This is a genomic window from Acinetobacter septicus (genome assembly GCF_019355975.1).
GTDB classification, from domain to species: Bacteria; Pseudomonadota; Gammaproteobacteria; order Pseudomonadales; family Moraxellaceae; genus Acinetobacter; species Acinetobacter ursingii.
Genome location: NZ_CP079898.1, coordinates 1,551,695 through 1,571,248, shown reverse-complemented (window position 1 = coordinate 1,571,248; position 19,554 = coordinate 1,551,695). Strand labels below are relative to the sequence as shown.

The window sequence follows — 19,554 nt, the reverse complement described above, 5'->3', positions numbered from 1 at the left end:
AAGAGGTGACACGTGGCAAAGTTATTTGAAAGCTTGCAATTAGGTTCATTGAACCTACGTAATAAGATCATCATTGCACCGATGTGCCAATATTCTGCAACTGATGATGGTGAAATTACCTATTGGCATGAGCAGCAATGGGCCAATTATGCGCTGTCTGGTGCAGGTCTATGTATTATTGAAGCCTCTGCGGTTCAAGCCCAAGGACGCATCAGTTATGCCGATGTTGGTCTTTGGAATGATACTCAACGAGATAAAATCAAAGCGCTTTTGGATAATATTCAGCAACTTTCGCCAATGCCATTTGCGATACAGCTTGCTCATGCCGGTCGTAAAGCATCCACAGATAAACCATGGTTAGGTAAAGGGCAAATTGCTCCAGATCATGTACATGGCTGGCAAACGGTGGCACCGAGTGAAATTGCGTTTGGTGCTCATGACATGCTCCCGCATTCATTAAGTATTGATGAGATCAAACAGATTCAGGCAGACTTTGCTGCTGCGGCAGTTCGTGCTGTGGACGCTGGTTTTCAACTCATCGAAGTTCATGCGGCACATGGTTATTTGTTACATCAGTTTTTATCGCCGTTGTCGAATCAGCGTACGGATGAATATGGCGGTTCATTTGAAAATCGTATTCGGATGACTTTAGAAGTGCTGCAAGCGATTAAAACTGCTGTGCCTCAAAACTTTCCAGTTGGTGTGCGTATTTCTGCAACAGACTGGATGCAGCCAACAGTGAGTTGGGATATCGAGTCGAGTATTGGATTATCTTTGGCTCTACAGCAATTAGGCGCAGCTTATATCCACGTGTCTAGTGGCGGTTTGCATGAACTTCAGGACATTAAAATTGGTGCGAATTATCAGGTACCTTTTGCCGAGCAGATTAAATCCAAAGTTTCAATTCCTGTGATTGCAGTGGGCTTGATCACAGAGCCAGAACAAGCTGAAGCTATTTTGCAAAACGATCAGGCTGATGCGATTGCACTGGCAAGAGCTATTCAGTACGATCCACGCTGGCCTTGGCATGCAGCCGCTGCATTAGGTGCTGAAATTGAGATCTCACCACAATATTTGCGTTGCCAACCGCATGGCTTAAAGCAATTATTTAAACCATTTAACTATTAATTTTTTTAGCAAAAGGCGCACTTGGTTGCGTCTTTTTGTTTTGATAAAAAGGGTGCCAATGTGGTTGTACAGGTCATCGTACCAATTTTTCTATTATTGTTGGCAGGTTACTTGAGTGTTTCAATTCGGCTGATTACACCTGATCAGATCAAGGCATTGAGTGCATTTATTATCAAAATAGCCTTACCCGCATTTTTACTGTATGCCTTATCTAATAAAAGTTTAAATGATATTTGGCATCCGTCTTATTTTATCGCCTATGGTGGTGGTTCTTTAATTATCTTTGCATTGGCGTTTTATTGTTATCGTTATTGCTTTTCATATAGTCTGACCCCAACGGCTGTTCTGGCAATGGGCGCTTCTATGTCCAATACGGGCTTTATTGGCACGGCGGTATTAAGTTTGCTGATGGGATCACATGCTGCGATTTATATTTCATTGACATTGATTCTGGAAAATTTATTGATATTGGCTTTGGTTCTGGCATTAGCAGAAGCAGGGCAGCAAGAACAACAAAAAGTATGGGCGCTGCTGCAAAAAACCGCACAAAATTTGCTAAAAAATCCTGTGATTATTGCCATTATTTTGGGGATGAGTTGTATCTTGTTAGATATTCGCTTGCCTATTTTAGTTGATCAATCTTTAGCTTTGTTGGGGAAAACAGCATCGCCTTTAGCATTATTTGTGATTGGTGGAAGTTTAGTTGGAATGGGCATGAGTGCTTTGAATCTGCAAAGTGGTTTGTTAGTGGCTTTTAAAGTTATCCTGATGCCTTTACTGATCTATTGCTTACTGCGAATTTTGCCAGATGTGAGCCAAGAAATGTTGTATGCAGGAACCATTTTAGCTGCATTACCGATGCCGATTGCCTTTGGAATTTTTGGGCAGGCTTATGGTTTAAATGAACGTGCTTTAACCCCTTTGATGTTAAGTACGATTTTAGGCTTTGTTGGGATTAGCAGCTTGATCATGTTGTGGTGGTAAATCATTTTGCCTCGATGATAGAGGCAAAATGATTTGTTGTTTAACTTAACTTTTTGCTTTGGTGATCGGTGCTTTCGCTTTTTCCGCGATCAGTTTATCTACCGCAGCCAGTGATTCTTTGGCTTGAGGAACATTATCCTGAGCTAGAGCAGCAAAAATTTTGCGCGCTTCTGGCAAATTCTGCGGCACAATATTGCCATTGGTCATCAGGTTTCCAACGGCCATCAGCGCAGGAATATAGCCTTTCTTGGCTAGACTTTCGATACTGGCTAAACCCACTTTAACTGCGGCCTCATTCTTGGTCTTAAAACCATTACTGATGTCATAAATCGCTTTTAAGTGTATGGCACGATAATTATTTTTGTTAATTAAGGGTTGAAGCTTTTGTAGTGCTAGTTTATTCGAGGCATCTTTATTTTCAGCAAATAATAATACGGCAAGTTCTACGGTTGCTTCATCCAAACCTGCATTCGAGGCTTTTTCCAGATATTCACGACCTTTTTTCTCATCCTTCGTGACACCTAACTCACCCGCCATATAAATTTGAGCAAGGCGATATGTCGCGACTGGATAACCTTTATTGGATGCTTCCTGATAAGCAGCAAGCGCTTTTTTTGAATCCTGAGCAGTACCTTGTCCTAATTCACTCATAAATCCCTGATTGTAAATCGCTTGCGCATTGCCTGTTTTGGCTAAACGATCCATTTCCTGATAAGCCGCATTATAATTTTTGTCTTTATATAACTGTTCAGCTTTGGCAAAAGGGTTATTGGCTGTACTGGTTTGAGGAGCTGTTTCTGCTGCAAAGGTGGTTGAAGATAAAGCAATAAGACCGACGAGAAGAAGTTTTTTCATTTTAAAAATCCTGTTGTCATACTTACATCATTCCATTGATGCACAATATGGGTATTACATTGTGAATCATCATCATAAAAGTTTTGTGTGGAATGTAAATATAAAAATTGAGAATGAATGTGTCATTTTTTACAGCCGATTGCTTAATGATAGATTAAATTTGGGAAGATCAAAGATTTTAAACTTCCCTAAAATTTATTTGGTTTCATCTAAAAGCTGATTTAATTCATCGGCCTCCATCGCACCTGTAATTCTGTTGCCATTTTTGAGGAACATGGTGGGAGTTCCGCTAATTTTTAAGCGTTTACCGAGTTCCAGATTTTTCTGAATTGGTGTTTGGCAACTTGCAGATTTTGTCGGCTGTTTTTTATTTAAGAGATAATTTTCCCAAGCAGCATATTGGTCTTTGGCACACCAGATTTGCGTGGCCATATTTTCTGCATTCGGATGTAAACCTTTGAGTGGATATAAAAACAAATAAATCGTGACATTATCGACCGATGCCATTTGCTTTTCTAAACGTTGGCAATAAGGACAATCAGGGTCGCTAAAGAGGTATAGAACACGTTGCCCATTGCCTTTGACATGTTTAATGGCTTGATCGAGAGGTAGTGTGGAAACATCAATTTTTTCAAGTTTTTGCAAACTGTCTTCGGTTAAGTTCTTTTGGTTTTTATTGTCAATAAGATTGCCAATAAAAAAGTAATTGGCATCATCATTGGTATAGACAATTTGCCCGCCCATATACACTTCATAAATGTCTTTTAATGGCGTGGTTTGTACCGATTGCACTGGAATATCTGGAAAGTTCTTCTTTAAATTTTGTTGTACAGTGGCAATATTGGCATGGCTGAGAGAGATACTAAATAAGCTTAGCGTCAATGCGCTGAATAAAAATTTCATGTTGCATTCCACAATAAAAAGCCATTTGATCATGCCAAAAAATGATGAAAAACAATAGTGAAGAAATGTGTTTAGTTATAAATAAGGCTGCATGGCTTGGCTTAACAATTCAACCAAGTCTGGATGCATAAAATGATATTCATCTGGGATTTCTAAGACGGTAATTTTTTTATTTCTCAGATTCTTATTGAATTGTTCAACCAATCTTTGTTTATGATGATATTCCATCACAAAAATATGATCTGCCCATACGATATCTCGTGCTGACACCACCCGTTTGGTTTGCTTACTCGTTCCAGCAGAGCGCGTATTCATGTGTTTTGAAAATACACGTCCTGCTGTTGGGCTACGCCATTGATTTCTACTACAAATAAATAGGGCATTCATCGTAAGTTATTGCGGTCTGGCCACATCACCACTTAAATATTCGGGTAAATCCAAAATGGTTAAGCTCAACTCTTCAAGCGCAGCAGGTTTGGCTACGACCAAGGCTTTGTAGCCACCTTCAACCGCAATACTATTGACCACTTCAACATCGTTACTTAATTTTGTTGCGGGTGCAGGCACTTCACCATTGCCAAGTACCAAATGTAACCAATGTTTTGGTTTAGCTTTAAACCATAAACGCGCGATAATTTCCTGACCTAGATAACACCCTTTATCGTAATGAACGCCTTCGCGTTGATGTAAGCGTAATTCCTGCGGCTGAAACTCATGCTCAGTGCTCTGAGCAATCCAAGCCTGACCGGCTTCGATGGCATGTAGTTGCCAAGCATTAATATCTGATTCTGTACTTGAAAATTCACTGCTTTTCTCGCCCAGTGCTGGAAATACAGGACCTGCATCCTCTAGTTTCATCTTAGAAAAAGCGCCGTATTTGCGAATATGTTTGGCAAATTCCTCGCTCTGATCCTGCGTGGTGACAATTTGAAAGCTTTCGGAAGACTGTTTGTTTAACCATAAGCCAAAATGGATGCGACCTTTTAAATCACAAATTGCGGTATAACGGGTCGTATTTTCAGATAAAGCTTCAACATTAATCGTAACTTGACCCTGCAAAAATTTTTGTGCATCAACACCATGTAGTGAAAATGAAGCGAAAGCTAAATTGCTCATAAGCGAATCTTCAACCCATCATTTATTCCCAAAAGTGGGGTCTATTTTGCGCCATTTCTTAAAAAAAATCAGCTTTATTACATTAAGCCTGAAGCATTTGATCAAGGCAAAGTTAATACCCTGCATAAGTTTGCTCAAACGTTTATTCCACCTTAGATAAAGCCAAATAAACGATTAATAGTATAAAGAGCTAGATGTAAAATTAAAAAATTTCGCTATTGAGCATAAAGGCGATGTTAAAAATCTGAAAGTAGAAGTATAGAGAGAATTTATTCTAAGAAAACTAATTAATTTGCGATAAATTTTCAATTACGTTTAATAAAGCTAGAAATTCGGAAAACAATCTCTCCGGATTCTCTCTAGACTATTTAGCAAGGTTAGGAACAAAAGTTCCACAGGGGATCGAAAAGAGTAGCATGCACCGAAATGTATCACGTAAGTGTGTACTCACCCAAAAGGTCTCGATTCGGCTTAGGACGCTATAGACCAAAAGTTTATAGGCAAAGGTTATGACTTACAAAGTCATGAGTGTTGAAGTAAACCATCCGTGTTTTCCCCTTAACCCAAAAATTAAATCTCCCTGATCTCAGATCAGTCAATACAGCACCAAACATCAAAATGATATAGAGAACACCATTATAATGGGTGCCAAGTTTTACCTTCCTCATCTAAAGCAATCGTAAACGAAAAGCCTTCATCATCAGAAACCAGTAAAGAGGTTGGTGTTGGCATCATGACTTTAAGCACGGTTCCTTTTTCGAAAACTTTAGGTGTAAAATTTTCTTTATGTAAAGTAATCGTTTCGATAAGTTCGATAGCTTTTAGATCCATAAAAATTTACTCCCGTTTGAAGTGCATATATTTTATATATTGTATATCAAACTTAGTCCATTTATGAGACATATCTGACAAACAAAACGCCTATCAAAAATTCTATTTAAAATTTATATTTATATTTTTTAAATAGATATAATGTTATCGGGTTGATTTTAATAAACTTGGATCAGACATGTTTATTTTGCTCACTGGTCAAAATTACACATTTAATACGTTCGCTTTCACGCAATGAATCTCTTGAAATTACCAGTTTCTTTATATCTTTAAGTCAATTTAAATCATCTATTAAAGTAACTTTAAAAAAGCAAAAAACGGATATCGGCATTTAAGAAAGCTGAGCTTGGCTGAAGTCTAAAAAATGAAAGCAACTATCAATGTATGGGACTTGTATCGTCCATACAAAAAGCGCTATATAGAGCTGTACATAAATAACAAAGAACAGACAGTTATTTAGGCGGAATTTAAGATTTACATCTTAATTTCTATCCCAACGATAGTGCGCAGAAAAAGGAATATCGCAACTTCATGTTCAAGTCATTTTTTCCAAAACCCAAGTGGTTTTTTTTATCACTCATCTTCTGGTTTATTATTAATATTGTGCTTTGGTATTCAGGCGGCAAAGAGTGGGGCGAATTTTTGGGTTTTCCAAAAGGATATGCCGATGCTGAACTTCCTGTCGGTGTAAGCCGTTTTTGGTCGCCTACTTTTTTATGGTTTTATCTTTGGTTTTTTGTGGCGACGGCCATATTTGCCTTGTTTTGGAAGAAAGTTTCAGATAATCCGTGGCAACGATGGTCAGTTTGGGGTTCCGCTTTTATTTTATTCAATATCTGGTTTGGGGTACAGGTCAGTGTTGCGGTAAATGCTTGGTATGTGCCTTTTTGGGATTTGATTCAAAGCATGCTGACCAATGGCGGTGGAAACATAATGGATTTATATAAAGAAACGATGGTTTTTCTTTATATTGCCATGGTTGGAGTAACGCTTGCGGTGATCAATGCCTTTTTTACCAGCCATTATGTTTTTCGCTGGCGGACGGCAATGAATGATTATTATACGGCAAATTGGGACAAATTAAGGCATGTGGAAGGGGCATCACAGCGTGTGCAGGAAGATACCATGCGTTTTGCTACTATCATGGAAGATTTGGGGGTAGAGCTGATCAAAGCGATGATGACTTTAATCGCGTTTCTTCCACTACTTTTTCAACTCTCAAAATATGTTCCGGTTGTTCCGATCATGGGTGAGCTTAATCATTCATTGGTTTGGGCTGCGATTGTATGGTCATTATTTGGAACCATCTTATTGATGGTGGTGGGGATTAAATTACCGGGCTTACAATTTAATAATCAAAAAGTTGAAGCGGCATATCGTAAAGAATTGGTCTATGGGGAAGATCATGCGGATCGCGCACAACCTGCGACTTTAAAAGAATTATTTAGTCGGGTACGCAAAAACTATTTTCGACTTTATTTTCATTATGCTTATTTTAATTTAACTGCTACATGGTATGGACAACTGGATATTCTTTACAATCTAGTGGTTTTATTTCCGTCGATTGCCGCAGGAAAACTGACTTTAGGTCTGATTAATCAAATAGGCGGAGTATTCGGTAAAGTCCGTGACTCATTTCAATATTTGATTAATTCTTGGAAAACCATCATTGAATTACTCTCCATTCATAAGCGTTTAAAAGCCTTTGAATCAATCTTGGATAAATAAGTTTAAACCCGCAAGCAGCGGGTTTTTTATGCCTGTGCCGATTTAGAGCAGAACAACACCCAAACCTGCACCAAGCAACATGACCCAAAGCGGATGAATTTTTTTAAATAAACCCAAAAGTGCAGTCAAAATTACAATGATGACCAATAAAGAGCTTTGCGCTGAAGCTTGTGCAATCATCCATGCGCTGACAAGTACCAAGCCTACGGTAATTGGCTTTAACGCTTGCTCAAAACGGCTTCTAAAAGGATGATCCTTAAAACGTTGCCAAAATTTGAGTGCATAGATCGTAATCATTGATGACGGGCCAAATTTCGCCAACGAAGTCACCAATAAGCCAGCAGGCCCTGCGACATGCCAGCCAATCAGAGGAACAATCATCATATTTGGCCCCGGTGCAGCCTGTGCCATTGCAAACAATGAGCTAAACTGTTCAGCGCTCATCCAGTGATGAATATTCACCACCTGATGCTGCATTTCGGGAAGAATGGCGTTGCCACCTCCAAAGGCCAAAACCGACAGTTGAGTAAATACTAAGGCTAGAGTCATGAGTACCAAGATCATGATTTTTTTACTCCCAGAATTAAAAAGTTAATGGTGAGTAAAATAAGTAGGGTCAACGCCAGTGGTGGCTTAAATAACAGCATAAAGATAAATGTCAGCGTAATCGTCAGAAGGGTGAGTTTGCTTTTTAATATAGGACGAAGCATTTTGAAGCCTGTGGCGAACAAAAGTCCTGCTGCCGCAGCGGCTAATCCTTGAATAAGATGTCTTACTACCGTTAAGTATTGAAAATGTTCATATACCTGATAGATCATTAAGACGATTACAGTTGGAGCAAAAATCAGTCCTAATACCGAACTGATGGCACCTTTAATGCCTTGAAACTGCATGCCAATTGCCACTGACATATTAATGATATTGCCACCGGGTAATAACTGGCAAATGCCCAGTAAGTTGGTAAATTGGCTTTCATCTAGCCATTTTTGTTGCTCCACAATCATACGATGTGCCAGCGGTAACACGCCACCAAAACCCATCAAACCCAATTTCATAAATCCGCTAAATAAAGCCTTGCAATCAGGAGTTATCGATTGTTCACTCGCTATTGGCATGGCTTGAATCTTCACTGCGTCACCTTTTATCGTCTAAGCTGATAGGCATAGCATGAGCCGATTATGATATATTTACCAATGCTATTTTTGGCATAAAACATACTCAAAAAGTATTGCTATGATTGATATACATAAACTGAATGCTTTTGTTGCTGTGGTTGAAGAAAGTAATATATCTAAAGCTGCGGTTAGGCTGCATATGCAGCAGCCTCCTTTGACCAGATTGATGCAAAGTTTGGAACAGGAACTTGATACCCCGCTCTTAAAACGATTACCACGTGGGGTGGAGGCGACAGAAGCAGGTAAAGTGCTTTATCAAGAGGCGATTACCATTTTAGCTCATGCACAGTCAATCCCCAGACGTGTTCAAAATATTGCTCAGGGCAAAGAGGGACAACTGAATGTGGGGTTTACTCATTCTGTTGGATTGCATCCCTTTTTGCCTACGGTGTTAAGAGCATTTCGTGATCAATTTCCTCAAGTCTCTATTTATCTGGAAGAAGAAAGTAGCAGTGCCTTAATTGATGCGGTCATTAATGAAAAACTGGATATCGTATTTTTACGTAAGCCTGCGCCAATGCAGCGAAAATTGCATAGTCAACATGTATTGAACGAGCCCTTAATGGTGGCTTTACCCAATAATCATCGTTTAGCCCAAACTGATGGCGTGATTCAGTTATCTGACTTGGAACCTTACGAGTTTGTTCTTTATCGGCGTTTAGGCGGGCAGGATTTATTTGATAATATTATGGCAAGTTGTTATCAAGCTGGATTTAGTCCTCACGTGGTACAGGAAGCGCCTCGTTTGACTTCCAGTTTAAACTTGATTGCGGCAGGGATTGGTTTGTCTATTGTGCCTGCATCGATTCAAGATTTCTGGAACAAGCAGATTATTTATAAGGTACTGGAAGCAAAAAAACCATGTATTGCACCGATCTATGCCATCTACCGTGCAGACCAGATGAATATTCGGGTTCAGCATATTTTATCCTTACTTCAGGCTTCGTATGGTAAGTAATAAGGTTTAAGTAAAAGGGTGAAATTAGCCAGCAATTTGATAGAGCTTATGACAGGGCTTAAGTAACTCATCTGTTATGTAGGATTCAAACGATCGAGCATTACGGGTCGCATTAAAGCGAAAAACTTACTACACGATCAAATACATCTATATAAATCGCATCTATCCTGAGTGATACATATTTCATTGTTTATGGGATGAATAGAAAAAAGTTGGCATTTTAGTCCTAATTTTGAATACATCATCAAATTTGGTTTCACTTATATTTTAATGAAAATCAAATCATTAGATTTATTTAGTTATATTTTTTGCTATATTTTAGCGATAAAAAAAAAGGACTGAGAAAAAGTAACGTGAAATCTAAATTATGGCTATGGATTGGGTTGAATGTATTGTTGTTGCACGGATGCGCATCTACACCTAAAAATCATGCTGATTCAATGCAGCTTTTTGCATCTCCTCAGGATTTGATCGACCAAAAACAATTGAATGGTGCAACAGGCATTTCACGTGAATATATCTATGACTGGGGACAACAACAACCCAATATTGAACCAGAATCACTCTATCCACGGAAATATTTAAGTCAATATTGCCATGCCAATGGTGGGAAATTTTCTGTGCTACGTCATAGCAATCTGAGTTTAATTAAAGATCATTCAACTAAAAAAATATTGGCATCTCATCCAAATGTGAAGCAGGGAATAGGAGCCTATCAATGTGATTATGGGACTGAAAAAAGCTGGATTGTTTCGATTGAACCGACTGCACAACGTAAAAATATAGATCAAAATGCAACCAGTATGGTGAGTTTACACACTCGAATAATGACGCTTGAAGAAACGAAAACTTTTTATAGTAAAGCCAATCCTGCTTCTGCTATCTCACCTAAAAAAGGAGTAAGTAACTCGTCTTCGACCAAAAATATGAAGCATCAGTCTGACAAAGAGATTGAAACAAAAAAAGAAGCTGATGTTAAAAAAGAATCAGATGCAAAAAAAGAGACGAAGCCTGTACCCATCGCTCCGATCAAGATGCCAGAAAAAGTGACTGAAACACCTCAATCACAGCAATTAAAATACTATGTCGCTGCACGTAAAGATTTGAGTAAGGGACAAAACCAGATTGTTGCCTGCAATAATGCTGAAAAAGCCTATAGCTATGGCAAGTTGTATAATACCAATGGAAGTAATGTATATGCTGAATCTGGCATATTGGTTGCAAAATGCCTAACCCATGTATCTGCTTATAAGAGCCGCTTTAGCAATCCTAAAGCTCGGGCAGTGGGGATTTTACAAAATCTAGCGACTAATCAAAATCATGCAGGCGCCCAAAATATGTTGAAACAAATTCAATAGTTTTCAGAGAATTAAGATATTTCGTTTGAGCTTGTTGTATTGCCATATGTCAAACTCAAACGAAAAAGCGATATTAAATAATACTCATCGCTGTTCTACAGGGTAATTTGAGCTCCAAGTACTTTGACAAACTGAGAAAGCCATGCAGGATGTGCAGGCCAAGCAGGGGCAGTGACGAAATGTCCATCGGTGACGGCTTCTGTGACCGCAATATCTGCATACTGACCACCCGCCAATTTTACTTCGGCTGCACATGCAGGATAAGCCGAACATAAACGACCACGAATTACATCTGCTGCGGCCAATAACTGAGCACCATGACAAACAGCAGCAATCGGTTTTTGTGCGCTGTCAAATTCACGGACAATGGCGACCACACGTTCATTCATGCGTAAATATTCTGGCGCGCGCCCACCAGGGATCACAAGCCCAACATAATCTTGCGTATTAACGGCATTAAAATCATAATTAATGGCAAAATTATGACCACGCTTTTCACTATAGGTTTGATCGCCCTCAAAATCATGAATGGCGGTTGCAATCTGATCACCCGCCTTCTTTTCAGGACAAACCGCATGTACGGTATATCCTAAGCCGGTCAGAAATTGAAAAGGAACCATTGTTTCATAATCTTCAGCATAGTCACCGACCAACATTAAAATTTGTTTGGACATGCGTTAATCCTCTTTTGTTGTGTTTATTGCCAAGAAAAAAAGCATAAAAATTGATCTCAAGCGTGTATCAACCATAGCATAACCGCCTTGATGCTTTAAGTTATTCCTCTTGTCTCTTTAGTCGAATGTGATTAAGTTATTTTGCATTGCTAAAGTTGCTAAATAAAGTCATGAAGATAATATGACTGAACGTTAATTAAATCTTGCGTCAAGAAAATGTGAACCAAAAGAGTGTATAAAATATGAATCATAATAATAAAACTTCCAGACAATGTATTTGGGCAATATTGCTAATGGCTATCACGATTACAGCCTCAGCAGCTCCATTAAATATTCTTGAATTTAAGAAAAATCAGTTAACTACAGTTGAGCAAACGCAAATTTGTACACTACTAAAATCATTTTGTGATCAGACGGAACGATTACGGAGTCTTAAAGCACCCGATCACAAGTTGTGGTTGCTTAAAAATGACCGCATTGCCGTCTTTCATCCATCTCAATCAGGTTTGAAGCTAGATGGTCAATGGCAACTTCCTTTTGCTGTAGAAGATACAAATGATGATGACTCATCCTTTATATTTCCTAAGCTTTTTCCAATGACACCAACGCGTTATGCCGTTGCGGTGATTGCACCCTTTTTAGAGATGTATTCAGGTGGAGGTGCGAGCATTGAGCGCGCTAGTTTTTATGAATTGCTTGAGCAGGGAAAAACACAACGCTTTATAACAGATTATCCCTTTAGTTTTACTCGAATGATTCGCGCTTGTTTCTCAGAACAGGATTATGAACAGGCTAAAGATCGATGTCATGATGAAGATGGTTTAAGTCTGGATATTCGCCCACTTAAACCGATGCTGTGGCAGTTCCGCTATCATTACCATCTAGAGGTATCTCCTGTGTCTGATTCGGGTGAAAAATCTTATAAAGGCAGTCGCAACCTGAATATTGATTTAAATCAAGCTCCAAAGCAGCCCAATATTCCTGATGATTGGAATTATGCAGGGCAAGGATAAGCGCATATTTACAGCCAAGTTACAGATGTACCGAATCTAACTGTGATAGAAATAGGGAATTGTTGATTGGAGTTAGATGAATGTCTCGCTTATATACTGTGATTCGCCGCAAATATTCAATTCTTGGAACTTCACTTGTTCTGTTAAGTAGTTTGGGTGGGACTCAAATCGCGAGTGCTGGCCCCGCTGTCGATCAATTGAGTGATTGTCTGGTCAAATCGACGACTGCTACAGATAAGACTACAGTATTGCAATGGACCTATGCAGCATTATCGGTACATCCAGATTTAAAAGCGTTTAGTAATATTACACCTACACAAAAAGATCAACTTGATCAGAAACTTGCTCAAGTTTTACAGCGTGTGATTGTGGAACAATGTTCGACACAAACCAAAGCCGTGATTCAGGCTGAAGGAATTCAAGCCGTTGGACAGGCTTTCCAACAGTTAGGGCAGAGTGCAGGGCAGGATATTGTTAAAGACCCTGCGGTCAGACAGCAGTTGCAAGGTACCTTGCGTTATATTGATTTAAATAAATTGGTTACGACTTTCTTAACGCCTGATATTTGGAATAAGTTGGGTGTGTTAAGAGGGCAGTGATAAGCCTAATACTCTTTTAAGTTATGAGTGTTGTAAGAGAAGTCATTACTGACATACTAAGGTGTGTTAGTAATGATGATTAATTATAATAAGCTGTAAATAGTTATAAAATTAAAATTTTTAATATTGTAAAGTTTTATTTTTTTATGCATTGTGAGAAAATTGTAAAGACTTTAACTTTAATAAGAAAGTAAGTATGAATTTTTATATTATTGGGAATCGTGATCAAGATAGTTTAAGTACTAGGTTGGCTCCATATTTTCTTCTTAAAGAAGATATGTGGAATGATTATGATTATAGGACTCAATTTTATGTAAGCTTTATTGATGAAAAATATGTTAAGCATGATTTTGGTTTCTTGAAAATTGCTTTTGATGATGATTGGAAAAATAAGTTAAATAAAGATGAGCCCTTGAATTATGTTAAATTTATTCCTAGAAAATTTACAAAATTAGAAAGAGGGTTTTATAGTATTGGTGATGTTTATTTTTATAAAAAGCTAAATGAGTTTTTTGATGTTGAAAAGGTTAAGTTTATTCTTAATTCATTAAGTGACTTAGCTGTAAACTTAAGTACATTGGATGAGGCTTTAAGTAAGAATTTGAGTGTTATCAGAATTTCTTTAATGAGAGATTATAAGGAGGATGAAGTTAGGAATAAAATTAATAGAATGGCGAATGGAGGGGTTGAGCTAACTCCATATTACTTTTATTTTAACTATTTTATTAATGATGATGAAAGTAGGAAGCTGGATTTTAGGGTTAAACCAAACTCTCTTCCCCCTACTAATATTCATATTATAATTGGCGGTAATGGTGTTGGTAAAACAACTTTTTTAAATAATATATTAAGAGAGTACTTTGAAGGGGGTATTGATTATTCTTTAACACATGGTTCTAATGTAAACTTGTTGCAAAATCTAGTGGTGGTTTCATATAGTCCATTTGATAGACTATTTCAAGGGGTTGATTTAGATGCTGTTAATGCAAGTAAATATTCATATATTGGATTGAGAGAAGATCCAACAGTACATAGGACAGAAAATTATAAGAATATATCTAGTACGAATAAAGATTTTATAATTTCTATATTCAAATGTAAATTCTCAGAAATATTAAGAAAGAAATGGTTGAAATTAATTGAAATTCTTGAGATTGATGGCTATTTTGCAAATAGAAATTTATCTAAGCTAATGGATAGTGTTAATATTTCCATCTTGCGAGATAAAGATATAAATGTTAACGATTTAAGCGAATCTCAAGAGAAGGAAATTTTAGAAAAAAATAAAAAATTGATTGAGAGATTTAATGATTTTAGTAGTGGGCATAAAATTATTTTACTTAGTTTAACAAAGTTGGTGGTGGACGTTGTTGAGAAATCTTTAGTTATTTATGATGAGCCAGAAACATATTTACATCCTCCTTTAATTTCTGCATACATTCGTGCATTGTCATGGTTGATGATTGAAAGAAATGCTGTGGCTGTTATTGCTACACATTCTCCTGTGATCTTACAAGAGGTTCCAAGAAAGTCAGTATGGGTTATTTCAAGAGAAGGTGATGAGTTTGGAGCTGATCGTCCTCCGATTGAAACATTTGGTGAAAGTGTTAGTACTTTAACTAAAGAGGTTTTTAACCTAAAAAGTAAGAAAAGTGGTTTCTATACATTACTTGAAGATACTGCAAAAAGAATCTTTGATGAAAATTCAAGTTTAAGCTTAAATAAGCTTTATGATTTAGTAGTAGAAAAATTTAATGGTGAAGTGGGAGATGAGGCTCAAAGTATAATAATCTCAATCATTAATAAAATGAAAAAAGAGAATGACTGATGTTTAAGAAACCATTGCCTGATTTTACTATTGAAGATACCTATCCTATATGTATTAACTTCATTGATAATGATAGTGTTAAAACTTATATGGTTAATATGCAAGACCACGTTTATGCTCAAAGTGAAAAATACTTAGAATTGATTCGTCAGTCTAAATTGGAGGAATTAGATATACCAGCTATATTTAATATACCTATTGATGCTGATGGTAAAAAAAGTAAAACTCATGAAAATAATTGGTTTGTGAAGCTTTATAAGTATTATTTTAGTAAGAATGATATAAAGTATACAAAGATTAATCAATTTTATAATCGAATAAAATTGGATGGTTTTACTAGTAGTAAAAGTAAAAGATGTTGTTATTGTAATAATCATAAAATAGAAGTTGTAGATCATTTTTTACCCGAGAGTAAGTATATTTTTTTGGCAGTTAATCCCATTAATCTAGTTCCTTCATGTGAGGAATGTAATGATAATAAACATGCTTATAGCCCTGATTCTTCAAAACCTGTTTTAGTACATCCATATTTTGATGACATTGATCATATAAGTTGGTTAGATGTGAGGTTGAGTGAAAGAGTAAAAGATGAGGCTGAAAATAAATATATTTATTCCTTTGAGTATTTTGTTAAAAAATTGGATCAATGTCCTATAAGCGTTGAAAGAATTGAAAAAACTTTCATGCAGCTTAAGATTAATAATAATATAACTTTTGATGCGCAGAATTTCTTTAATACAGAATTAATTTATGACTTAAGTGATCCAAGTGAGCTTGGTAATATAAGTAGTGTTGATCTGGCATTGCATTTTAAGAAAAAATCTGAAAGGTTAATTATACAAGGTTATGGTGTTAATCATTGGAAAGTTGTTTTATATGAAATGCTATCAACATTTGTTGATTTTTCATATTTTAAAGAAAACCCGCTCTAAAGCGGGTTTTATTTTGAAATTAGATTAGTTTAACTAATCAATTTCTTCATTAATTCATTTACTTGGGCTGGGTTGGCTTTACCTTTTGCCGCTTTCATGACTTGACCAACAAGACCATTAAAGGCTTTTTCTTTACCAGACTTGTACTCTTCAACCATTTTTTCATTGGCTGCCAGCACGTCTTTGATAATTGCTTCAATCGCACCCGTATCAGTTTCTTGCTTTAAGCCTTTTTCAGCAATAATGTCATCGGCAGATTTACCTTCTGCTTCCCACATAAAGCCAAAGACTTGCTTCGCGATTTTGCCGTTAATGGTGTTGTCGACAATACGCGCAATCATGCCGCCCAATTGCTCAGCGGATACAGGAGATTCAGCCAATTCTAAACCCGCTTTGTTTAAAGCCCCTGAGAATTCACCCATCACCCAGTTTGCTGCAATCTTACCTTGCGCAGCACCGCCAGAAGCCGCAACCACTGCTTCGTAGAAATCCGCCATTTCGCGTGAAAGGGTAAGGACATGCGCATCGTACTCAGTCACAGCAAAATCCGCGATAAAGCGTTCACGGCGGGCAGCGGGCAATTCAGGCATGGTGGCTTTAATTGCTTCAATCTGCTCATCAGCGATAATCACTGGCAACAAATCTGGATCTGGGAAGTAGCGATAGTCGTTCGCTTCTTCTTTAGAACGCATTGAACGAGTTTCCATTTTGTTCGGATCGAACAAACGGGTTTCCTGATCAATCGAACCACCGTATTCCAGAATTTCCATTTGACGTTCAATTTCAACATTGATCGCTTGCTCAATGAAACGGAATGAGTTGAGGTTTTTGAGTTCACAACGGGTTCCAAATGGCTGTCCTGGGCGACGTAGGGATACATTGCAATCTGCACGGAATGAGCCTTCTGCCATGTTACCGTCAGAAATACCCAGCCAGCGTACAAGCGTATGAATCGATTTGATATAGGCAACGGCTTCTTCGACTGAACGCATATCGGGTTCAGATACGATTTCAAGCAGCGGTGTACCCGCACGGTTTAAGTCGATACCCGACTGACCTTCAAACTGGTCATGAATGGACTTACCTGCATCTTCTTCAAGATGCGCACGTGTCACGCCAATACGCTTAACTTCACCATCTTCAAGCTGAATGTCAATATGACCCAAGCCGACAATGGGATTGTCCATTTGGCTAATTTGATAGCCTTTAGGGGAGTCTGGATAGAAATAGTTCTTACGCGCAAAGACTGAAGCTTGATCAATATAGGCATCGATTCCCAAGCCAAAGCGGATGGCCAAATTTACCACTTCTGCATTTAAGACAGGCAAGACACCTGGCATCGCCAAATCAACAAGGCTGGCCTGCGTATTGGGGTCTTGACCAAATTCAGTCGATGAACCTGAGAAAATTTTAGATTGGGTGGCAAGTTGCGTGTGAATCTCAATTCCAATTACCACTTCCCAACCATCAATCAACTTTGATTTTGGCTTTTTCTGAGCTACTTTTGCAGTATTGTTCATTATGCAGTCTCCTCAGCAATCGCCGCACGTTGAGTGTGGAATTGAGTGTCTTGTTGATATTGATGCACAATTGAAAGTAATTGTGATTCTGACCAATAATTGCCAATCAATTGTAAGCCCACTGGCAAGTTGTTATTGTCTAAACCCACAGGTGCGTTGATCGCGGGTAAACCTGCCAAGTTCACTGCAAGGGTATAAATATCGCCCAAATACATTTCAACAGGGGTTAAATCAGCTCCAATCTTATAGGCAGTCGTTGGTGCAGATGGTGCTGCAATCACATCAACAGTTTCAAATGCTTTTAAGAAGTCTTGTTGGATCAAACGACGTACTTTTTGTGCCTTCACATAATACGCATCATAATAGCCAGCCGAAAGGGCATAAGTCCCAATCAGGATACGACGCTGAACTTCAGCACCAAAACCTTCAGAGCGTGAACGCTTGTATAAATCCATTAAATCGACTGGATTTTCACAGCGGTAGCCGTAACGCACACCATCATAACGTGACAGGTTCGAAGATGCTTCAGCAGGGGCAATCAAGTAATAGGTAGGCACATAGCTTTCAGTCATGCTGAGATCAATCTCAACCAAGATCGCCCCCATGTCTTCAAGCTTTTTCAAAGATTCTTCAACACGTGCTTTAACGTCAGCATCTAAACCTGCCACATTGAAGTATTGTTTTGGAATCCCAATACGCAAGCCTTTCAACGAGGTTGCATTCAAGTTTGCCACATAGTCATCGACTTCTTTATCGACCGATGTGGAATCTTTGGCATCATGTCCTGCAATCACATTCATCAAATAGGCACAATCTTCAGCCGAACGTGCCATTGGCCCGCCTTGATCCAGTGAAGATGCGTAGGCGATCATCCCGAAGCGAGAGACACGACCATAAGTCGGTTTTAAGCCTGTTAAGCCGCAGAATGACGCAGGTTGACGAATCGACCCACCTGTATCTGTTCCTGTAGCAAAAGGAGCAAGATCAGCCGCAACCGCTGCCGCTGAACCGCCAGACGAACCACCAGGAACGCGATCCAGCGCCCACGGGTTTTTGGTCGCACCAAAATAGGAGCTTTCTGAGGTTGAGCCCATGGCAAACTCATCCATATTCACTTTACCCAAAGTCACAAGACCAGCAGCTTTGGCTTTGGCAACCACAGTGGCATCGTAAGGAGAGATAAAGTTATCCAGCATTTTAGAACCCGCAGTGGTTTTAATGCCTTGGGTACAGAAAATATCCTTATGTGCTAAAGGAATGCCTGTTAATACGGTGGCATGACCTGCTTTGAATGCGGCATCCGCGGCATCGGCTTCAGCCAGTGCTTGTTCAGGTGTAACAGTCACATAACTTTGAATCTTTGTGTCAAGCTTGGCAATACGATCCAGATAATGTTGAGTCAATTCGCGTGAGGAAAATTTCGTCTGGCTTAAACCTTCGGAAAGTTCACGAATAGATAAGCGATGTAAATCTGTCATAAGTAAAAATTCTATATCGTCAAATTCTAAAATTTAGGGAGATAAATCACCAAGGATTTATCTGTTTTTAACTATTCAATGACGCGTGGAACCAGATAAAGTCCGTCTTGCGTTTCAGGTGCAACTGCTTGATATTCATCGCGATGATTGCTTTCAGTGACCACATCGGCACGCAAGGGCTGCGGGTTGTCAAACGGACTTTTCAGAGGTTCAACACCCTCAGTATCAATGCTTTTTAGGCTGTCCATCATGTCTAAAATTTTATTTAGACTTTGAGCATAGTCGCTAGATTGCGTATCATTAAGCGACAATCGAGCAAGATTGGCGATTTGAGATACGGTTTGTGCATTTAAATCTGAATGCTGAGCATCCGATGTAGACATAACATCACCTAAGTCAGTATTAAAAATTTGCAAATAATGTGGCTTATAATAAGCGATTGACTTGTTCAAAGCATCACATTTAGTTAAAGTT

Annotated in this window: 20 protein-coding genes; 9 read left to right on the top strand and 11 right to left on the bottom strand. The window is 38.4% G+C overall.

The features are described 5' to 3' along the window. The first annotated feature begins 12 nt into the window (after window positions 1-12). Both I6L31_RS07495 and I6L31_RS07490 read left to right on the top strand, forming a co-directional pair. On the top strand, window positions 13-1,128 hold the full coding sequence (locus I6L31_RS07495) for an NADH:flavin oxidoreductase/NADH oxidase (protein ID WP_005002159.1): 1,116 nt from the start codon (window positions 13-15) through the stop codon (window positions 1,126-1,128). A 60-nt stretch (window positions 1,129-1,188) separates the two neighbouring features. Next, on the top strand, window positions 1,189-2,112 hold the full coding sequence (locus I6L31_RS07490; protein WP_035271865.1) for an AEC family transporter: 924 nt from the start codon (window positions 1,189-1,191) through the stop codon (window positions 2,110-2,112). A gap of 45 nt (window positions 2,113-2,157) precedes the next feature. On the opposite strand, the gene I6L31_RS07485 is transcribed toward I6L31_RS07490, so the two are convergent. From I6L31_RS07485 to I6L31_RS07465, 5 genes are all read right to left on the bottom strand, one after another. Next, window positions 2,158-2,967, bottom strand: a complete 810-nt coding sequence (locus I6L31_RS07485; RefSeq protein ID WP_005002163.1) for a tetratricopeptide repeat protein — start codon at window positions 2,965-2,967, stop codon at window positions 2,158-2,160. Window positions 2,968-3,162: 195 nt separating this feature from the next. Beyond that, window positions 3,163-3,870: a DsbC family protein gene (locus tag I6L31_RS07480; RefSeq protein WP_005002164.1), complete on the bottom strand. Its 708-nt coding sequence runs from the start codon at window positions 3,868-3,870 to the stop codon at window positions 3,163-3,165. Between the two features lie 75 nt (window positions 3,871-3,945). After that, window positions 3,946-4,257 (bottom strand): low molecular weight protein tyrosine phosphatase family protein, encoded by a 312-nt coding sequence (locus tag I6L31_RS07475; RefSeq protein ID WP_005002166.1) that lies wholly within the window; start codon window positions 4,255-4,257, stop codon window positions 3,946-3,948. A gap of 6 nt (window positions 4,258-4,263) precedes the next feature. Beyond that, window positions 4,264-4,986, bottom strand: coding sequence for a CAF17-like 4Fe-4S cluster assembly/insertion protein YgfZ (ygfZ, locus tag I6L31_RS07470; protein ID WP_005002168.1), 723 nt, complete (start codon window positions 4,984-4,986; stop codon window positions 4,264-4,266). 636 nt (window positions 4,987-5,622) lie between these two features. Further along, on the bottom strand, window positions 5,623-5,817 hold the full coding sequence (locus I6L31_RS07465) for a hypothetical protein (protein WP_005002170.1): 195 nt from the start codon (window positions 5,815-5,817) through the stop codon (window positions 5,623-5,625). 531 nt (window positions 5,818-6,348) lie between these two features. Here I6L31_RS07465 and sbmA point away from each other — a divergent pair. Next, on the top strand, window positions 6,349-7,545 hold the full coding sequence (sbmA, locus tag I6L31_RS07460; protein ID WP_005002172.1) for a peptide antibiotic transporter SbmA: 1,197 nt from the start codon (window positions 6,349-6,351) through the stop codon (window positions 7,543-7,545). Window positions 7,546-7,587: 42 nt separating this feature from the next. Here the strand turns inward: sbmA and I6L31_RS07455 are convergent, their stop codons facing one another. Continuing rightward, the gene (locus tag I6L31_RS07455; RefSeq protein ID WP_171064967.1) at window positions 7,588-8,103 is read right to left on the bottom strand and encodes a chromate transporter; all 516 of its coding nucleotides are present in this window, start codon (window positions 8,101-8,103) and stop codon (window positions 7,588-7,590) included. A gap of 2 nt (window positions 8,104-8,105) precedes the next feature. After that, entirely contained in the window at window positions 8,106-8,675 is a 570-nt protein-coding gene (locus tag I6L31_RS07450; RefSeq protein ID WP_035271821.1) for a chromate transporter, read from the bottom strand. Window positions 8,676-8,778: 103 nt separating this feature from the next. Here I6L31_RS07450 and I6L31_RS07445 point away from each other — a divergent pair, with 103 nt between their 5' ends. Both I6L31_RS07445 and I6L31_RS07440 read left to right on the top strand, forming a co-directional pair. Beyond that, window positions 8,779-9,678 (top strand): LysR family transcriptional regulator, encoded by a 900-nt coding sequence (locus I6L31_RS07445; RefSeq protein ID WP_005002184.1) that lies wholly within the window; start codon window positions 8,779-8,781, stop codon window positions 9,676-9,678. A 353-nt stretch (window positions 9,679-10,031) separates the two neighbouring features. Beyond that, a complete protein-coding gene (locus I6L31_RS07440; RefSeq protein WP_005002186.1) occupies window positions 10,032-11,036 on the top strand; it encodes a hypothetical protein in 1,005 nt (334 codons plus the stop codon). Between the two features lie 95 nt (window positions 11,037-11,131). Here the strand turns inward: I6L31_RS07440 and I6L31_RS07435 are convergent, their stop codons facing one another. Continuing rightward, window positions 11,132-11,710 (bottom strand): DJ-1/PfpI family protein, encoded by a 579-nt coding sequence (locus I6L31_RS07435; RefSeq protein WP_005002188.1) that lies wholly within the window; start codon window positions 11,708-11,710, stop codon window positions 11,132-11,134. A gap of 293 nt (window positions 11,711-12,003) precedes the next feature. Here I6L31_RS07435 and I6L31_RS07430 point away from each other — a divergent pair, with 293 nt between their 5' ends. The 4 genes from I6L31_RS07430 (at window position 12,004) to I6L31_RS07415 (ending at window position 16,082) form a co-directional block, all read left to right on the top strand. Further along, on the top strand, window positions 12,004-12,723 hold the full coding sequence (locus tag I6L31_RS07430) for a hypothetical protein (protein ID WP_227546610.1): 720 nt from the start codon (window positions 12,004-12,006) through the stop codon (window positions 12,721-12,723). 80 nt (window positions 12,724-12,803) lie between these two features. Further along, entirely contained in the window at window positions 12,804-13,322 is a 519-nt protein-coding gene (locus I6L31_RS07425; RefSeq protein ID WP_005002194.1) for a hypothetical protein, read from the top strand. A 196-nt stretch (window positions 13,323-13,518) separates the two neighbouring features. After that, window positions 13,519-15,150: an AAA family ATPase gene (locus I6L31_RS07420; protein WP_005002195.1), complete on the top strand. Its 1,632-nt coding sequence runs from the start codon at window positions 13,519-13,521 to the stop codon at window positions 15,148-15,150. Next, window positions 15,150-16,082, top strand: coding sequence for an HNH endonuclease (locus I6L31_RS07415; RefSeq protein ID WP_005002197.1), 933 nt, complete (start codon window positions 15,150-15,152; stop codon window positions 16,080-16,082). Before I6L31_RS07420 ends, I6L31_RS07415 begins: the two co-directional genes overlap by 1 nt. Window positions 16,083-16,111: 29 nt before the next feature. On the opposite strand, the gene gatB is transcribed toward I6L31_RS07415, so the two are convergent. From gatB to gatC, 3 genes are all read right to left on the bottom strand, one after another. Further along, the gene (gene gatB / locus I6L31_RS07410) at window positions 16,112-17,602 is read right to left on the bottom strand and encodes an Asp-tRNA(Asn)/Glu-tRNA(Gln) amidotransferase subunit GatB (RefSeq protein ID WP_005002199.1); all 1,491 of its coding nucleotides are present in this window, start codon (window positions 17,600-17,602) and stop codon (window positions 16,112-16,114) included. Further along, window positions 17,602-19,080, bottom strand: coding sequence for an Asp-tRNA(Asn)/Glu-tRNA(Gln) amidotransferase subunit GatA (gatA, locus tag I6L31_RS07405; RefSeq protein ID WP_005002202.1), 1,479 nt, complete (start codon window positions 19,078-19,080; stop codon window positions 17,602-17,604). The genes gatB and gatA overlap by 1 nt, the downstream gene beginning before the upstream one ends. A 71-nt stretch (window positions 19,081-19,151) precedes the next feature. Then, on the bottom strand, window positions 19,152-19,463 hold the full coding sequence (gatC, locus tag I6L31_RS07400) for an Asp-tRNA(Asn)/Glu-tRNA(Gln) amidotransferase subunit GatC (protein WP_004992579.1): 312 nt from the start codon (window positions 19,461-19,463) through the stop codon (window positions 19,152-19,154). Window positions 19,464-19,554: the final 91 nt, after the last annotated feature.

What these genes read in the sequence shown, in the direction of transcription:
- gatA (WP_005002202.1), bottom strand. Translation starts at nt 19,080, where the DNA reads ATGACAGATTTACATCGCTTATCTATTCGTGAACTTTCCGAAGGTTTA.
- ygfZ (WP_005002168.1), bottom strand. Translation starts at nt 4,986, where the DNA reads ATGAGCAATTTAGCTTTCGCTTCATTTTCACTACATGGTGTTGATGCA.
- I6L31_RS07435 (WP_005002188.1), bottom strand. Translation starts at nt 11,710, where the DNA reads ATGTCCAAACAAATTTTAATGTTGGTCGGTGACTATGCTGAAGATTAT.
- I6L31_RS07430 (WP_227546610.1), top strand. Translation starts at nt 12,004, where the DNA reads ATGGCTATCACGATTACAGCCTCAGCAGCTCCATTAAATATTCTTGAA.
- I6L31_RS07445 (WP_005002184.1), top strand. Translation starts at nt 8,779, where the DNA reads ATGATTGATATACATAAACTGAATGCTTTTGTTGCTGTGGTTGAAGAA.
- gatC (WP_004992579.1), bottom strand. Translation starts at nt 19,463, where the DNA reads ATGTCTACATCGGATGCTCAGCATTCAGATTTAAATGCACAAACCGTA.
- I6L31_RS07485 (WP_005002163.1), bottom strand. Translation starts at nt 2,967, where the DNA reads ATGAAAAAACTTCTTCTCGTCGGTCTTATTGCTTTATCTTCAACCACC.
- gatB (WP_005002199.1), bottom strand. Translation starts at nt 17,602, where the DNA reads ATGAACAATACTGCAAAAGTAGCTCAGAAAAAGCCAAAATCAAAGTTG.
- I6L31_RS07475 (WP_005002166.1), bottom strand. Translation starts at nt 4,257, where the DNA reads ATGAATGCCCTATTTATTTGTAGTAGAAATCAATGGCGTAGCCCAACA.
- I6L31_RS07420 (WP_005002195.1), top strand. Translation starts at nt 13,519, where the DNA reads ATGAATTTTTATATTATTGGGAATCGTGATCAAGATAGTTTAAGTACT.
- I6L31_RS07465 (WP_005002170.1), bottom strand. Translation starts at nt 5,817, where the DNA reads ATGGATCTAAAAGCTATCGAACTTATCGAAACGATTACTTTACATAAA.
- I6L31_RS07425 (WP_005002194.1), top strand. Translation starts at nt 12,804, where the DNA reads ATGTCTCGCTTATATACTGTGATTCGCCGCAAATATTCAATTCTTGGA.
- sbmA (WP_005002172.1), top strand. Translation starts at nt 6,349, where the DNA reads ATGTTCAAGTCATTTTTTCCAAAACCCAAGTGGTTTTTTTTATCACTC.
- I6L31_RS07415 (WP_005002197.1), top strand. Translation starts at nt 15,150, where the DNA reads ATGTTTAAGAAACCATTGCCTGATTTTACTATTGAAGATACCTATCCT.
- I6L31_RS07480 (WP_005002164.1), bottom strand. Translation starts at nt 3,870, where the DNA reads ATGAAATTTTTATTCAGCGCATTGACGCTAAGCTTATTTAGTATCTCT.